The organism is Paenibacillus durus ATCC 35681 (genome assembly GCF_000993825.1).
Taxonomy (GTDB): domain Bacteria; phylum Bacillota; class Bacilli; order Paenibacillales; family Paenibacillaceae; genus Paenibacillus_AQ; species Paenibacillus_AQ durus_B.
Window position 1 is genome coordinate 3,362,377 of the sequence record NZ_CP011114.1, and the last position, 14,527, is coordinate 3,376,903.

General features: G+C 48.5%; 9 protein-coding genes and 3 pseudogenes. 8 read left to right on the forward strand and 4 right to left on the reverse strand.

All coding sequences use genetic code 11. The features are described from left to right. Positions 1–513 precede the first annotated feature (513 nt). Positions 514–768: a helix-turn-helix domain-containing protein gene (locus VK70_RS15535; protein WP_025696343.1), complete on the forward strand. Its 255-nt coding sequence runs from the start codon at positions 514–516 to the stop codon at positions 766–768. Between the two features lie 117 nt (positions 769–885). On the opposite strand, the gene ltrA is transcribed toward VK70_RS15535, so the two are convergent. Continuing rightward, positions 886–2,178, reverse strand: a complete 1,293-nt coding sequence (gene ltrA, locus VK70_RS15540) for a group II intron reverse transcriptase/maturase (protein ID WP_046723481.1) — start codon at positions 2,176–2,178, stop codon at positions 886–888. Between the two features lie 484 nt (positions 2,179–2,662). Between ltrA and VK70_RS27920 the strand changes: the two genes are divergently transcribed. Further along, on the forward strand, positions 2,663–2,959 hold the full coding sequence (locus VK70_RS27920) for a hypothetical protein (protein WP_158454073.1): 297 nt from the start codon (positions 2,663–2,665) through the stop codon (positions 2,957–2,959). 39 nt (positions 2,960–2,998) lie between these two features. Here the strand turns inward: VK70_RS27920 and VK70_RS15545 are convergent, their stop codons facing one another. Beyond that, a complete protein-coding gene (locus VK70_RS15545) occupies positions 2,999–3,526 on the reverse strand; it encodes a TetR/AcrR family transcriptional regulator (protein ID WP_025694100.1) in 528 nt (175 codons plus the stop codon). Between the two features lie 177 nt (positions 3,527–3,703). On the opposite strand from VK70_RS15545, the gene VK70_RS15550 reads away from it, so the two are divergent. From VK70_RS15550 to VK70_RS27930, 3 genes and pseudogenes are all read left to right on the forward strand, one after another. Then, positions 3,704–4,444: an SDR family oxidoreductase gene (locus VK70_RS15550; protein ID WP_025694101.1), complete on the forward strand. Its 741-nt coding sequence runs from the start codon at positions 3,704–3,706 to the stop codon at positions 4,442–4,444. A 710-nt stretch (positions 4,445–5,154) separates the two neighbouring features. Then, positions 5,155–5,918: pseudogene (locus VK70_RS27925) on the forward strand (IS5 family transposase). Positions 5,919–6,492: 574 nt separating this feature from the next. Continuing rightward, a pseudogene (locus VK70_RS27930) lies at positions 6,493–7,632 on the forward strand (IS630 family transposase). A 68-nt stretch (positions 7,633–7,700) separates the two neighbouring features. Here VK70_RS27930 and pdxR read toward each other — a convergent pair. Further along, positions 7,701–9,110, reverse strand: a complete 1,410-nt coding sequence (gene pdxR, locus VK70_RS15575) for a MocR-like pyridoxine biosynthesis transcription factor PdxR (protein ID WP_025691579.1) — start codon at positions 9,108–9,110, stop codon at positions 7,701–7,703. Positions 9,111–9,314: 204 nt separating this feature from the next. Here pdxR and VK70_RS15580 point away from each other — a divergent pair, with 204 nt between their 5' ends. The 3 genes and pseudogenes from VK70_RS15580 to VK70_RS28950 form a co-directional block, all read left to right on the forward strand. Beyond that, positions 9,315–9,683 (forward strand): pyridoxamine 5'-phosphate oxidase family protein, encoded by a 369-nt coding sequence (locus VK70_RS15580; RefSeq protein ID WP_025691578.1) that lies wholly within the window; start codon positions 9,315–9,317, stop codon positions 9,681–9,683. Between the two features lie 106 nt (positions 9,684–9,789). Next, positions 9,790–10,539 carry an SDR family NAD(P)-dependent oxidoreductase gene (locus tag VK70_RS15585; RefSeq protein WP_025698534.1) on the forward strand — a complete coding sequence of 250 codons (750 nt, stop codon included), beginning with the start codon at positions 9,790–9,792 and terminating at the stop codon, positions 10,537–10,539. A gap of 36 nt (positions 10,540–10,575) precedes the next feature. Continuing rightward, positions 10,576–11,211 (forward strand): annotated as a pseudogene (locus VK70_RS28950) (AraC family transcriptional regulator); the annotation flags it as partial. 560 nt (positions 11,212–11,771) lie between these two features. Here the strand turns inward: VK70_RS28950 and VK70_RS15595 are convergent. Next, positions 11,772–14,450 (reverse strand): ComEC/Rec2 family competence protein, encoded by a 2,679-nt coding sequence (locus VK70_RS15595; RefSeq protein ID WP_081754979.1) that lies wholly within the window; start codon positions 14,448–14,450, stop codon positions 11,772–11,774. Positions 14,451–14,527 lie beyond the last annotated feature (77 nt).

The following is a 14,527-nucleotide window of genomic DNA, read 5'->3' on the forward strand; positions in this document are numbered from 1 at the left end:
GCAGGACGGGCCTTTTTTTATAGCTGACCAATGACTTCGATTGTCGTGAATATATGGTTTATGTACGGCAACTAAAGCGGTGGCCATGTTCGGCGGATTCGCCCCCAACAGCGATTCGGCGTAGATTTTATCGAAAGCCATGGGGAGCCAGACCGTCATGAGCGGTTCGGTCAGCCGGAGCAAAAATGATCCGTCGCAGAGTCTGCTGATGATCGAGCGTCCCCTGATGACCCCCGACGAATAAAATCCATGCCCAAAGGTCGCTTTATCGTCACCAAGACCGGTGCTATCCGATGCGCACCCGGCTGAAGCTGTTCACGGAATGGGCATTTCCTTCGGTAGCCGTATGAGATCGCCGAGCAATCGGCCAGAGAGGTGGAGTATGCCGACAGGCGCAAGGTGGAGGAAGCCGAAACAGAAACAACTGCGTCGGGCGGACCGGTGCTACGCCCGCGCACGCAATCACCTTTGAACAGTTCGTGCAAAAGCGGGAACCGGAAAGGAGATGAAGCTGTGGGCTACTTTACATCCGTTTATACCTCGGAACTGCCCCACCGGGCGAGGACTGTCTATATGTACCTGCATGACCGCACCGACAAAGACGGCAAATGCTATCCGGCAAATGGTACCATCGCCAGAGAGCTCAAGCTATCCCGCAGCACGGTCAAGCGCGCCATAGCCGACCTTGAAAAGAGCGGACGTTTGCGCAAGGAGCAGCGGTGGCGTGAAAACGGCGGCAAGAGCAGCAATCTGTATTACATTCAGTAGCCGGATTCAAGCTCTAGAGTAAAGGGCTGAAGAAATTTTCAGCCCCTCCTCATCAAACCGTACATGAGGTTTTCCCTCATACGGCTTTCCGATGTTCGTCATTCATGGGCATGCAGATCACAAGAGCGTTTTAAGTCCCATCGTTTGAGCTAAGATGTTCACTTCTCGTACTAAACTCATCCACCTGTTGCGCTGGCGTTTCTTGGCATACCACCGGGCAAGTCGCTGGAGAATGTACCAATCCAGTTTCGCAAGCTTCTGCTGGCTGTAAGGCGTGTAGTAGTAGTTGCGCCACCCCTGTATCTTCGGATTTAGCCATGCCACATGATCGTTAAGCGACTTATGACGCATGGCCGGCGGAGCCAACCGCTCCTTTACTACTTCCCGTATGCGTTCTTCCGCTTTCCGGGTTAGCCACTGCTGGGTCGTATAGTACACCTTCCCTTGCGAGGTCTCTGCCTTTGTCTTTCGGTGGTGCAGCCCCAGGAAGTCGAATCCTTCCTCGCCAGTCCATAGTCCGACAACCCGTGTCTTCGCCCTGTGCAAGGTCAGGTCCAGTCGCTCCATGATCGCTTGAATGAGAGCGTACGCACGGTCCGCTTCCTTCTTCGTCTTGCACACTACGACCAGGTCGTCCGCATACCGGGTAAGTTCTCCAATCCCGCTGCCGTGACGCTCCCACAGGTTGTCGAAGTAATTCAGGTAGATATTCGCTAGAAGCGGCGAAATGACTCCGCCTTGCGGTGTTCCAAGGTCTGAGCGCCGGACGCTTCCTTCTTCCAGAACCCCAGCCTTCAGCCACTTCCTCACCAGTTTTAGTACACGTCTGTCGCTGATTCGCATTTCTACCAGCTTCATAAGCTTCTCCTGATTGATGTTGTCAAAGTAGCCTTGGATGTCGACGTCGACCACCCAATTGCCTTTCCGGTTACAGGCTTTCCGAATGCGTTCCAGCGCCTGCTTGGCGCTCCGCTTCGGTCGAAATCCAAAAGAGGAGTCTTGAAAATCCGCTTCAAAGATGGGTTCCATGACCAGCTTCACTGCCATTTGTATGACCCGATCCCGGACAGTGGGGATGCCAAGCGGCCTCATTTTGCCATCCTTCTTCGGGATGTACTGCCGCCGCACTGGTTGAGGATGATACTTGCCGTCTTTCAAAAGCTGCTCACACTCGTGCAGGAATAGCTGCTCACCGTACATTTCAATGTCCGCCAGCGTCTCTCCGTCCACGCCTGCCGCTCCCTTGTTGACCCGTACTCTCCGCCATGCTTCCCGCAAGATGTCCATCCGGTATACCTTGTCATACAGCGCGTGAAATCTGCGTTTCTTGTTTTCCTTGGCCGCATGACCTAGTTTCATTTGGAGTTGTTGAACGTTTTCCTTTGGTGTTGTTAGCCGTTTGGCATTCACTGACTCGTACCTCCTTGTGAAACCTGAACAAAGCAGGGCGCCTTCCCTCCCGCAGGTTGTGTTGTCCTGCGATTCTTCGGTACTATGAACCCCTCGGACTCCCTTCCTGCAGACCACTCACTTCACCTGTTGAGCTTATAGAGCGTCTCTTTACGGTGTTTCAAAAAAAAAACTCTGTGCAGGGGAGGGTATCCCCAGTTCACTGCATCCTCTTTCAGACCATGCCGCTCCCCATACGCCGGAGGATTCTTCGCTGTCGCTCCAAGTTCTAAACAGCTTCCGTGGCCTTCGTCCAATGATCCGAGACTCGGCTTCCTCTTGTCCCTCTTGCGAGGCCTTTTTGACGACGCGGCAGGATTCACTTTATGTTACGGCCTGGTATGTTGCTCGCCTTGTCTCTGACAAGTACTTTCGTCGATACGCTTCTACGCACAGATTTCGCCATACGCAGGTATCCTAGCTACACGGGGGCTTGGTCCCTCCCGTGACCGGACTTTCACCGGCTAGAAGATGCGTGCTTATCTGGGCACGCGATCACATTAAAAATGACCTTCCTCCTCAAAGGGGAAGGTCTCTCCTTTTCATGGACCATGGAAGGGTTCATGGTGAACCGTCAAGGCGAATTTCCAACACTAAAAATATTAAAAACAGAGAAAGAATAATAATTTACCCAGCTGTTAATCTTCCAGAAATTATAATAGAGAGGGGATTTGATATCGTCAACATAAATAACACTCCAACTGTATCTGAGAGAAATTCAAAAATTGCTCTTAAAAATTGAGCCAGTTTTTATTATGCCATGAAGGTAAAGAGAAAAAGTTTACATTGCAGAAGAGTTTGTATGCATCAAGCAGAAAGAAGGAAAATTCATGTTACGATACGGGGAACAAAGAAAATTTTTGAAATCCAATTTTTCTGAGCTTAAAATGTTCTGGAGCGGCCTTTCCATTTTATCCATAAGATTGACTGAGATAAAATTTAGCAATCGTTCCCGAAATAGAAAGGCTCTTTGATTGGAAAACATAGCAGAGAAAAACGGGAAATTGTCACGTAAATAATCAAAAACCGGTTTGGGCTCCTGTACCATTCCTTGGCTACCCGGATTGGCCTCCCGTTTCTTGCACAATGAGATCAATTCGTTGATGTGATCTTCAATGCATTTGTCCAAAAGGTCGTATTTGTCACTGTAATGCAGGTAAACGGTGCCGCGGTTAACATTGGCACGCTCCGCTATCTCGTTAATCGTGATTTGTTCAAACTCTTTTTCCGAAAAAAGCTCCAGAAACGACTTCGTTATGGACTGCTTGGTTCGGAGAATGCGCCGGTCGATTTTAACAGCGTTTTCCATTTCATTCGTTACCTCCTTCAGCTAATCAACAATTCTGAGTGTGTTGTTTTATATAAAACAAATACGCATCAATTAACCATTGAGTAATCGGTGCTTCTGTCTATAATATTAATCAACGGCCGTTAAATATTCAACACACGTTTCAAAGAAAAATTTTAGGTCAAGGAGCATCTAACAATGGAAAATATACGAGATAATGTCGTGATTATAACGGGAGCCTCTAGCGGAATAGGAGAAGCTACAGCGAAGTTGTTGGCACAAAATGGCGCAAAGGTGGTATTGGCTGCCAGAAGAGAGGAACGTCTGCATGCGATTGCTAATGAAATTAAACAGGGTGGCGGCGAGGCCGTTTCTGTAAAAGCAGACGTCGTTTCTGCCGAAGATATGCAGAATTTGGCCAAGTTTACCTTAAGTGTGTATGGCCGGATTGATGTATTGGTGAACAATGCAGGGGTCATGCCGAGTTCCAGGCTGAATGAATTAAGAGTAGAAGAATGGGATCAAATGATCGATGTGAACATCAAAGGCGTTTTATATGGTATCGCTGCGGTATTGCCTACCATGCGGGAGCAGCAGTCCGGTCATATCATCAACCTATCCTCTACCTCCGGTTATGATGTGTCCCCGACATCAGCCGTATATGCGGCCACAAAGTTCGCAGTTAGAGCTATTTCGGAAGGACTGCGCTTGGAAGAGTCTTCGGCTTCGCGTATTAGATCTACCGTGATTGCACCAGGTCTGACGAATACCGAACTTTTTGATAGCATTACTAGCCCGGAAGTGCAGACGATAGCCAATCAACTAAGCGGCAAAGGGATTTCTCCTTACAGTATTGCTAGAGCCATCGCGTTTGCCATTAATGAACCTGATGACACCCTAATCAGCGAAATTATGGTTAGGCCGACCAAGTTGTCTTGAACATTTCCGAACAAGATGATCGGGAATTATCCTTATGGCTGCGGCGATGCCGCAGAAATTTTCAATCGTTTGCTGCGACTTTTGAAGGGATAATAAGGAGTGAATTGGAAAAGTAATTTTTCTGTAAGCTGATAACGGAAAGATGAATTTACTTTATGTATAACAAGAGCTATCAATGTTACATTGTTTTTTGAACTAACTGAGAACGTTAGTTCAATCAGAATTACCGCCTAACCCAAAGGCGGTTTTCTTTTGCTCAAAAATCAACAGAGCCAAAAAAATAAAAACCGATAAATCAAAGGGAATACCACAGCCGCCATCCATAAAGCCGCATGATCCTAATGCAGATACTATTATCACACTCCCCGAAATTAATGGTGATATTTTAGAAAATAATAATATCTATGAATGTATTAAACAGAGGCGAAACGAGGTTCTACTTCAGAGGAATCAATGTGTCTTGAAGAATTATCATACTTGTTATGGGCAACTCAAGGTGTTTCCGGCACAAATAAATCCGGGCTTAAATTGATAACTGTCCCGTGCAGCGGAGCAACATATACCTTCGAAACCTATTTATTATGAGAGTGAAGGGATTATGCAGTGGCATTTACAGATACCTCCCGATAGAACACAAATTGGTTTTTTTATTTGAACTAGGGCCTGTACGCAAACTGTACAACTCGTAGAAATCTAGTAAAATAAGGAACATGAGACGAAGATACGAGTTAACGGATGAAGAATGGAATATACTTGAACCCCTGTTGCCCCCGGCCCGAAAAAAACAAGGAGGACGTCCGCCTAAGGATCGGCGCCAGATGCTCAATGCGGTGCTCTGGGTAGCTCGAACGGGAGCGCCATGGCGAGATTTACCGGGTTATTATGGCCCTTGGTCTTCCGCCTACAGTTTTTTCTGGCGATTGCAGAAAGCAAACCTTTGGGATGAAATATTGAAGCATGTCGCCATCGAACCGGATTGGGAGCAAGTGATGGTCGATGCCACCATCGTCCGCGTCCATCAACATGGAGCGGGCGCAAAAGGGGGCAGGACCGGCAGGCCATCGGGCGTTCGAGCGGAGGATTAACCACTAAAATTCATGCGATGGTGGACGCGCTCGGCTATCCGCTGCGTTTCGAATTGACGCCAGGACAAGACCACGATTCGGTCACCGGCTATCGACTTCTTCATGAATTGGACTTCTGCCCGGGCGAAGTGTTGGCTGATCGCGCCTACGATACGAACGCCATTCTGGAGCTTTTGCAAAGCCGAGCGATCACTCCGGTGATCCCAAGCAAACGCAATCGGCGGGTAAAGCGTCCGTTAGATTCTGAAGCGTATAAAGAGCGACACTTAATCGAATGCTTTTTCAACAAAGTGAAAAACTATCGAAGACTGGCGACCCGCTATGAAAAAACAGCGAATATGTTCATCGCTTTTTTGACGTTGCTTTCCATTCGTTTATGGCTCAAATAGGTTTGCGTACAGGCCCTAGATGAAATAGAAAGAAAAATAGATGCACTTACCATTGGAACAACCATATGTTCCTAATCTCGCTAAAAAGGCAGCAGCACTTTTTGTATGGAGTAGTACTCCATATCGGTCTGAATGGAAATTCGATATTACTGCGCACAAAAAGATTTTGATAGATGTTGTCATGTATATCAAAACTTATATTTAGCCAGCGAATCTGTAGGGGCAGGAACTTGCGCGATTGGCATATACGATCAGAAGATGCTAGATGATTAGATGCGGATGAAGAATTTGTGATTTATCTTGCAGCTGTTGGAAAAAAGCTTGAACAGTCAACATAAAAGTAAATTTTTCTTGAATAAAAATGTTGAAGCCTCCATGGCCATATTGGATACTGGCGATGAAGGCTTTAATTATTTTTGCTTAATCATACGACGATAATGAGAGGATTTCATCAAAGAAAGATAAAGAAAAATATGCCTGCTATATTTATTTTCAGAAAACTAGTACTTCATCAGTCTAAAAGCAGTTAAATCATGGAATCTATGATATAGTCAAAGTAAAAGAGGTCGAGCCGATGAAAAAACGAGACTATATCGTAAGTCTAAACGCTGAACAACAAGAGGAACTGAAACGTATGTGTAGCCAAGGAAAGTCGACGGCGCGCGCGTTGCGGCGAGCCCAAATTCTGCTGTGGGCCGATGAAAATCGGCCAGGCGGTAAACTTTCGGATGTGGAAATCGCCGAACGCTCAAACGTGCATACCAACACGGTCCATCTCGTTCGAAAACGGTTTGCCGAGCAAGGCCTTCAGGCCACGCTTGAGCGAAAAAAGCGGTTAACCCCACCGAATCCTCCCAAAGTTACAGGCGAACTGGAAGCCCAAATCATTGCACTCAGTTGCAGTCCACCGCCCGAAGGAAAGAGCCGCTGGTCCTTGCGGATGCTGGCCGACAAAGCCGTTGAACTGAACTACATCGAAAGTCTTTCCTATGACACGGTAGATAAAATTTTAAAAAAACGAGCTCAAGCCTCATCTTCGTAAATGCTGGTGCATTCCGCCAAAGCAAAATGCCGCGTTCGTTGCCACCATGGAAGATGTATTGGAAGTGTATCGACTGCCTTACGATCCGGCTTGTCCCGTCATCTGCATGGACGAAAAACCGTACCAGCTTCTGGATGAAACCCGGGTGCCCATTCCGATGAAACCCGCTAAACCGCTGCGAGAAGATGCGGAGTACGGCGCAATGGAACGTGCAGCATTTTCATTTTTACGGAACCACTTGCGGGCTGGCGACATGTGAGTGTTCGTCCACAGCGCACGCGGGTGGAATGGGCGGAACAAGTCCGCGATCTGTTGGATGTTCATTACCCGGAGGCTCCGAAAGTGCGCCTCGTGATGGATAACCTGAACACGCATTCTATCGCCTCCCTGTACCAGGCATTCGAACCGGAAGTGGCTTTGCGTCTGGCGAAACGCCTGGAAATCCATTACACACCAAAACACGGTAGTTGGCTTAATGTGGCCGAAATCGAACTCAGTGTCATGACCCGCCAGTGTCTGGGACGCCGGATTCCTTCTTTAGAAGATTTGGCCCATGAACTTACCGCATGGGAAGCGGGACGCAATGCGTCTCAAAAGGGAGTAGACTGGCAATTCACCACGGAAGACGCCCGAATCAAACTGAAACGCTTATATCCACAATTTAAAGACTGATGAAGTACTAGAGACATATGTACTTTCAAAAGAAAGTTCTCCCAAATTGGATAAGGTCAGAGGCATTTTCACGCTCCCCATGCTTGTGCTAATTTCTTTATTCCTTGAATAATGTCATTTTCGGATAAGTTTCCAAAGCCCAATAATACCATGTTATTGGAGTAGTTATCGGGATTTGACCAAAATGTTGATACAGGAAGAACCAGAACACCATTTTCTTTTGCTCTTTCAATCATTTCTTTCTCTGTTAATCCCTGTGATGATTCCAATAAAATGTGCAAGCCGGCATTCTTACCGTGAATTTTTACTATGTTACCCATTGCTTCTGAAATTGATCGAATCAGTAAATCGTGCTTTTTTTTGTATACTACACATGTTTTCCTCAAGTGGTTTTCCCAATACCTGGAGCGTATTAATTCCTGGATGATTCTTTGCTCCAGTAAAGAAACCGGAGTTTGGTACATTTTAAATTTTTTATGGTGCAGGTCCAGCAGCTTTTGTGGTAATACCATGTAGCTTACACGCAAGCTGGGGGATAATGCTTTTGAAAAGGTACCGATATAAACTACATTTTCATTACCGGCTATACTGATGATGGATGGAATGGGTCTACAATTGTAGCGGAGTTCGCTGTCGTAATCGTCTTCAATAATGAGCCCATTTTTTCGTTTGGCCCAGTCCAGCAGGAGTTGCCTTTTTTGTATCGATGTTACGACACCAGTTGGAAATTGATGAGAAGGTGTGACGTAGACAGCTCCAGCAGATGAGTTTTCCAGTTCATAAGTATTTAGTCCGTCTTTTTCAATGCGGATAGGTGAAACCTGGAATCCGTTATTCGTAAATATATTCTTTGCACCGATGTAACCGGGTTCCTCTAATGCGATTTGAGTTGTTTTATCACGCAGCAGCTGACACAGTAAGGACAATGCATATTCAAGACCGGAACATAGAATGATTTGTTCCGCACTGCAGGAAACTCCTCTGGATTTTCGCAAGTAATCGGATAAATCACATCTTAATTCCAATTCCCCTTTTTTATCGCAATACGCAGTCAAGTCTTCAGCGGTTAAGGTTGTCAAAGCCTTTTTTGACATTTTTCTCCATATATTTAACGGAAAATCTTGTGCACTCAGATGTCCGTACTGGAAATTATACGGATATATATCCGACGAACTACTTTCAGGTTTTGAACTTCTTACAGGCTTGTTACCATTTTCTTCGTATGTAAGACAGGTCAGACCATTTAAGTTTTGAACAATAAATCCACTTCCAACCCTGCTGACTACATAACCTTCCGAAGAAAGCTGTAAATAAGCATATTCAACGGTATTTCTGCCAACTTCCAGTGTTTGAGCGAGATGACGTGTAGATGGAAGCCTTGAGCCTTCAGGTAAAATCCCGTTAATGATTTCCTGTTTAAGCTGATCGTAAATTTGCATATAGAGCGGTAAATCCGCATTGTTATCGAGATTAATCATGGCAGTACCTCCAACTGTATCCTATGATATCTTTCTATTTGGCAAAATACATAATACCAGTTTGATACTACACTTACTAAATTAATATGTCAACAAATTTAGCAGATCCAAGTGTATCCTATAATATTTTTAAAATTGGATGTTTTATTAGAGACGGTTTGGCATTATGATAATGAAGAAAAATTTAATTAAAGGAGAATGAAAATGATAAGCGAAAAATTTCTTGATGTCATTTCTCATGAAGGGGTTGTTTCCCTTGTAACGTGTGGCAGTGATGGAGCTCATGTATCTAATACATGGAATTCTTACTTAGTTATTAGAGACAATAAGATACTTATTCCGGCTGCTGGTATGCGTAAAACACAAGAGAATGTTGAGCAAAACGACAAAATTAAGGTCACATTGGGAAGCAGAGAAGTCATGGGATACAGAAGCATGGGAACGGGTTTTCTTGTTGAAGGAACAGCCAAATTCCTTGAAAGCGGTGAGGAATATGATTTGATGAAAGAGAAATTCCCATGGCTCAGCAGAGTCCTTGAAGTTACTTCCGAATCTGTTAAGCAAACCCTGTAATCGGTCGAATAGGGGCTGCTGAAGAAACTAATTTAGCAGTCTAATCCTCCATTGATTAATTATTAATTGCTTAATATAATATTTTTTCGCAAAGGTGAAGATAAATATGAGATTTAAAGACAAGGTCGTGATTATTACTGGCGGCGGCTCGGGGATTGGTCTCGCAGCGGCAAGGAAGTTCATTGATCATGGAGCAAACGTGCTTATAACCGGAAGGAGAAAAGCTCAGCTTGATTCTGTCACAGCAGGCAGCTCGAACTTGCAAGGCTTGGTAGCAGATTCAAGTGATCCCGAGGCCGCTACTCGAACGGTTGCAGCAGCGATGGACTATTGGGGAAGAATCGATATCGTCGTCAACAATGCGGGTAGTGGTGTTATCCAGCCACTCGTCGAGACAAACGCAAAATCGATCTCGGATATCTTCGCTGTTAACGTTGCAGGTCCGACGCTGCTTGCGTCCGCAGCCATTCCTCAATTAGCCAAAACGGGTGGATCGATCGTTAATTTATCAAGTACCTATGGAAGTAAAGCGGCCGCTGACCTTTCGCTCTACGCAGCGAGTAAAGCTGCATTGGAGCATCTAACTCGCTGTTGGGCACTTGAACTTGCACCTAAGGGTATCCGGGTCAATGCGGTCGCATCCGGACCTGTTGAAACGGAGTTCCTGCGCGAGCGTATGGGGCTCTCTGATAAAGAGATCACCGCTGTGAAGGAACAGGAACGCAGGGCGATCCCGCTTGGTCGACGTGGTGTGCCAAATGATGTCGCCCGCTGGATATTGAATTTAGCAGATCCAGAGGCGAACTGGATCACTGGCCAGATCATCGCGATTGATGGCGGACTCGTGATTACTTAACGAAAAAAATCCCTATTGGCTTAACAACAATGAACAGAGATCCCCTATTTAAGTTTGAAACTGAGCTTTGATCCCGACGTCATCCTGGACATCGTGAAAGAGACGAATCGCCCCGGTTTCGTTCCCGTGGAAGACTGTCGCGGCATAACCGTGAACCGAATGACTCCCGCATTACTCGAAGCCATCGTACGGCTCATGCAGTTGCTGAACGAGCCGGAGGACGTTCCGATTCTGGCGCCTCTTGTCATCCGCGAAATTCTGTATCGAGTGCTTCAAGGCGAACAAGGCGCGCGCATCCATCAATTCGCGATCATTGGCAGCCAAGCGCACAACATCGCTCAAGCGATCCAGTTGATTAACCGGCAATACGACCGTCCGCTCGTCATCGAGCAGCTTGCAAAGTCCGTAAACATGAGCACGTCGGCATTTCATAAACATTTCAAACGCGTCACGGCGATGAGCCCATTGCAATACCAGAAAATGGTGCGTTTGCAAGAAGCCCGGCGCTTAATGCTGACGGAAACCGTACAAGTTTCGGATGCGGCCTTCCGCGTAGGCTAGAAGAGCCCGTCCCAGTTCAGCCGGGAATATGCCCGTATGTACGGTCGGCCACCGATGCTGGATGTTCAGGAGCTTCGCGGTTCGATCGCGAGCTCCAATGTGCTCGGCTGAATTCCATGAATGGCAGCAAGAGAAAGTTTGGCATAGACAAAGAACAGGGTCTTGACGATTGCTCGTTAAGGCCCTGTTCTTCATATAGTCTGAGTACGAAGGCGAGTTCTTCCTGTTCTTCCTCGGTCAACTCCAGTTTCGTTTTTTTACCCAATCACCGCTTCTGCTGAATGAATCCTGCCCGTTAGCTTAATGCTGTATCGTCAGTCTATCCTGAAATAACTTTATTTCATCATCTGATGGTGCCGCGTTGGCAGCATGGGCGTCCAACCTCACCTCGACTGTTTATAACTGTTCCGCTGTTCCGGAAAAAGAGGGTATACCCGTTCTCGAAGCTCCCGCTAAAGCCGGCGTCTTTATTGTACTGGGGCTTCACAGTCCATTTGCCGGTTTTGTCGATTAGCCCGCTTTTTCCGTTCATGATGGCTGTTCATGGCTCTCCATACGATAAGGATGACCATCGAAGACGTAAGCATTTCAACAGAGCATTTTTGTAAAATGCTTACATAGGCAATTCCGAGAGGATTGACGTTTCACGAATGACCCGGCTCGCTAACAGCTTAAAGTTTATGCCTAACCTGAATTCCCCCATGCCGTATCCGCATTTGGATCTCACCTTGCTGATCGGTACGATATACCAGCATGCCTCTGTCAATGAAGCGGGCCAAGACCTCGCCGCTTGGATGACCATACAGATTATTAGCACCTACAGAGACTACTGCGGCGGAAGGCTTCCAGTACTGCAGCCAAGCTGCTCCGTTTGAGGTTTTGCTGCCGTGGTGAGCGGCTTTCAGCACGTCGACGGCAGATGAGCCGGGGATTCCCTCCGCTTCGTTAGCCGCCGCTATCCTCTCCTCGGTCTTGCTGTCTATATCTCCTGTAAACAAGAAGCTCCTCCCGCTCATGTCCAGACGAAATACGACGGATGCCGGATTCTGTTCTTCCAGAACCGGAACCGGAATTTCTTCTCCGTCCTGCTTCACCGGTTTGGGCGACAAAAAGGACAGCTTCGAAGAATCGTCCGGAGATAGCGCCATCCCCCGATGAACACCGTACAGCCTGACGCCGCGCTCCACTGCCGTCTTCATCAGCTTGACATATTCCTCCCGCTGCGCAAGCGTTCCGTTGAACAGCAGCGCCGAGACCGGGATTTCCTCCAGCACGGCCTGAAGACCGCCCGCATGGTCTTGATCCCCGTGTGACAAAATAACCGCGTCCAGCCGGTGTATGCCGCGCTTTTTGAGCAGAGGGACAAGCGTCTTGGCTCCAACTTCATAGGGACTGCGGCGGATGCGCCATTCTTCCCTTTTTCCAAAGCTCACTGTTCCTCCGCCATCTACCAGAATATGGGCGCCTCCAGGAGTGGTAATCAAGATGCTGTCGCCCTGCCCTACATCAAGAAAGCTGACGGAGCCTTCGGGCGACAGCCGCTCCGGGCGGTATCCCAGATACAGCAGCAATCCGAGCCCCCCGGCCAGCACCGCAGCGGCAATCCGGCAGCGAGTCAGCGTTCTTGTCCGCTGACGATCTCCCGGATGAGCAGCGCCGGACCGACGCGGCTTGGAATGCGGCCGCAGCCCTTCAAGCGGCCTTGTCTCATCATCCGCATACAGCGGCGCATGCCGCGTATCGGCGTGATGCTTCAAGACTCGCAGCAAGCCGTATAGCAGCACATAATACAATCCGATCCATAAAAGAGACGGCGAGCTCCAGATCGTAATCCCCGCGTAACGGCCGGTCCACTCCACCGCGCCAAATGTGGCATCATTCATAATTTCAACGACATGGGCCAAAGCCCCTGCACAGGCAGGCCACACCTTGCCGAGCAGAAGCGCGGCCGTCCCTGTGGGCAGCACGGCAAAGGTGATAAAGGGAACGAGCAGCAGATTGGCCGCAAACGACAGAGCGGCGAACTGGTTGAAGTAGTAAATCGTCAGCGGAAACGATACAAGCTGCGCCACCAGCGTAACTGCTACCGCGCTTCCGAGTCTGCGGGACAGAAAGGAAACGAGCGGCGACGCCAGCGGGACATACACCATCAGTCCGGCCGTAACGAGGAAAGACAACTGAAAGCTGACGTTAAGCAAAAAGTACGGCTCCCATATCAGCATCAACAGAGCGGACACGCTTAAAATATGCATGCCGTCCTTCAGCACTCCCATACGCGCCGCATATAAGGCGATCATGCTCATAAGTCCTGCCCGAACGACGGAAGGTCCTGCGCCGGAGAGAAGCACATACGCCGGGATGAGCAGCAGCGTCACCGTCAGCGCCGTCTCCTTGGTGAGCTTCATTCGTGTCAGAACGAACAGCAGAAAGCCCGCGTACACGGCGACATGCATCCCGGAAATAGCAAGAATGTGCGTAAGTCCGAGCCTGGAGAACTGCCGGTACATCTCCGGATCAAGCTCGTCCTGCATTCCGATAATGAGCCCCTTTAAATAGCCGGCGTCCTTCTCCCGGAACAGAGATTCCAGCTCCGCTCCCAGTTCCGCTCTGACCGCGTCGTTCCAGCGAAGAAGCTTCAGGAGGCTCCGGGCTTCCGGCGGCGCCGCTTCGACTTGCCCGGTCCCGGCAACTTTCAGCATCCAGTGAATATGCCGATTCCGCAAATATTCGCGGTAATCGAACCCGCCAAAATTGCGGGCGCCCGAGGGAGACGCAAGGCTGCCGTTCAGCGCTATACGGTCTCCTCTTCTCCAAAAGGCTGCGGTAGCAATCTCCTGCTCGGCCTGCAGCTTCAGCTGCACGGCGATTTTCTCCCCATGTGCCGATTGGACAGCAGCCCCGGCGGTGGCGCTTGTTCCGCCATTATGAAGCGAACCGGACTTGCTCTCTTTATCAGTCGGCAGAGAATCGCCCTCCGCGCCGGATGGCCGGATTGTCTCCAATTTAACCGTAAAATCAACCCGGTCCCCATCCCGTTCCACGGTTGATACGATTGTTCCTTCCGCATGTACCGCCAGTTCTTCCAGCCGTGCGGAAGGCAGTCCGAGCGCCTCTGGAAGGACGCTTTCATTGCGCAGATCATTCCATTCCCAGTACGCCCCGCCCACGGTAAGGGCCATCCACAGCAGGACCAGATGCTTCCGGCTCCACCTCCCTGGCAGGATGGCGGCCGCAAACACCAGCGACGCTCCAGCCCAAGCTATGAACACCCTTTCTGTCGGCAGTATACTTGCGGCTCCATTTCCGATCACCCAGCAGATGACCAAGTAGAGCAGCGGTCTTCTTCTCATTAACATCCCTTCTTCTCCTGGAAAAATGCCGCCCCGCAAGGGGCGAACCGCCATCAACCGCTAGCTCAAATAAAAAA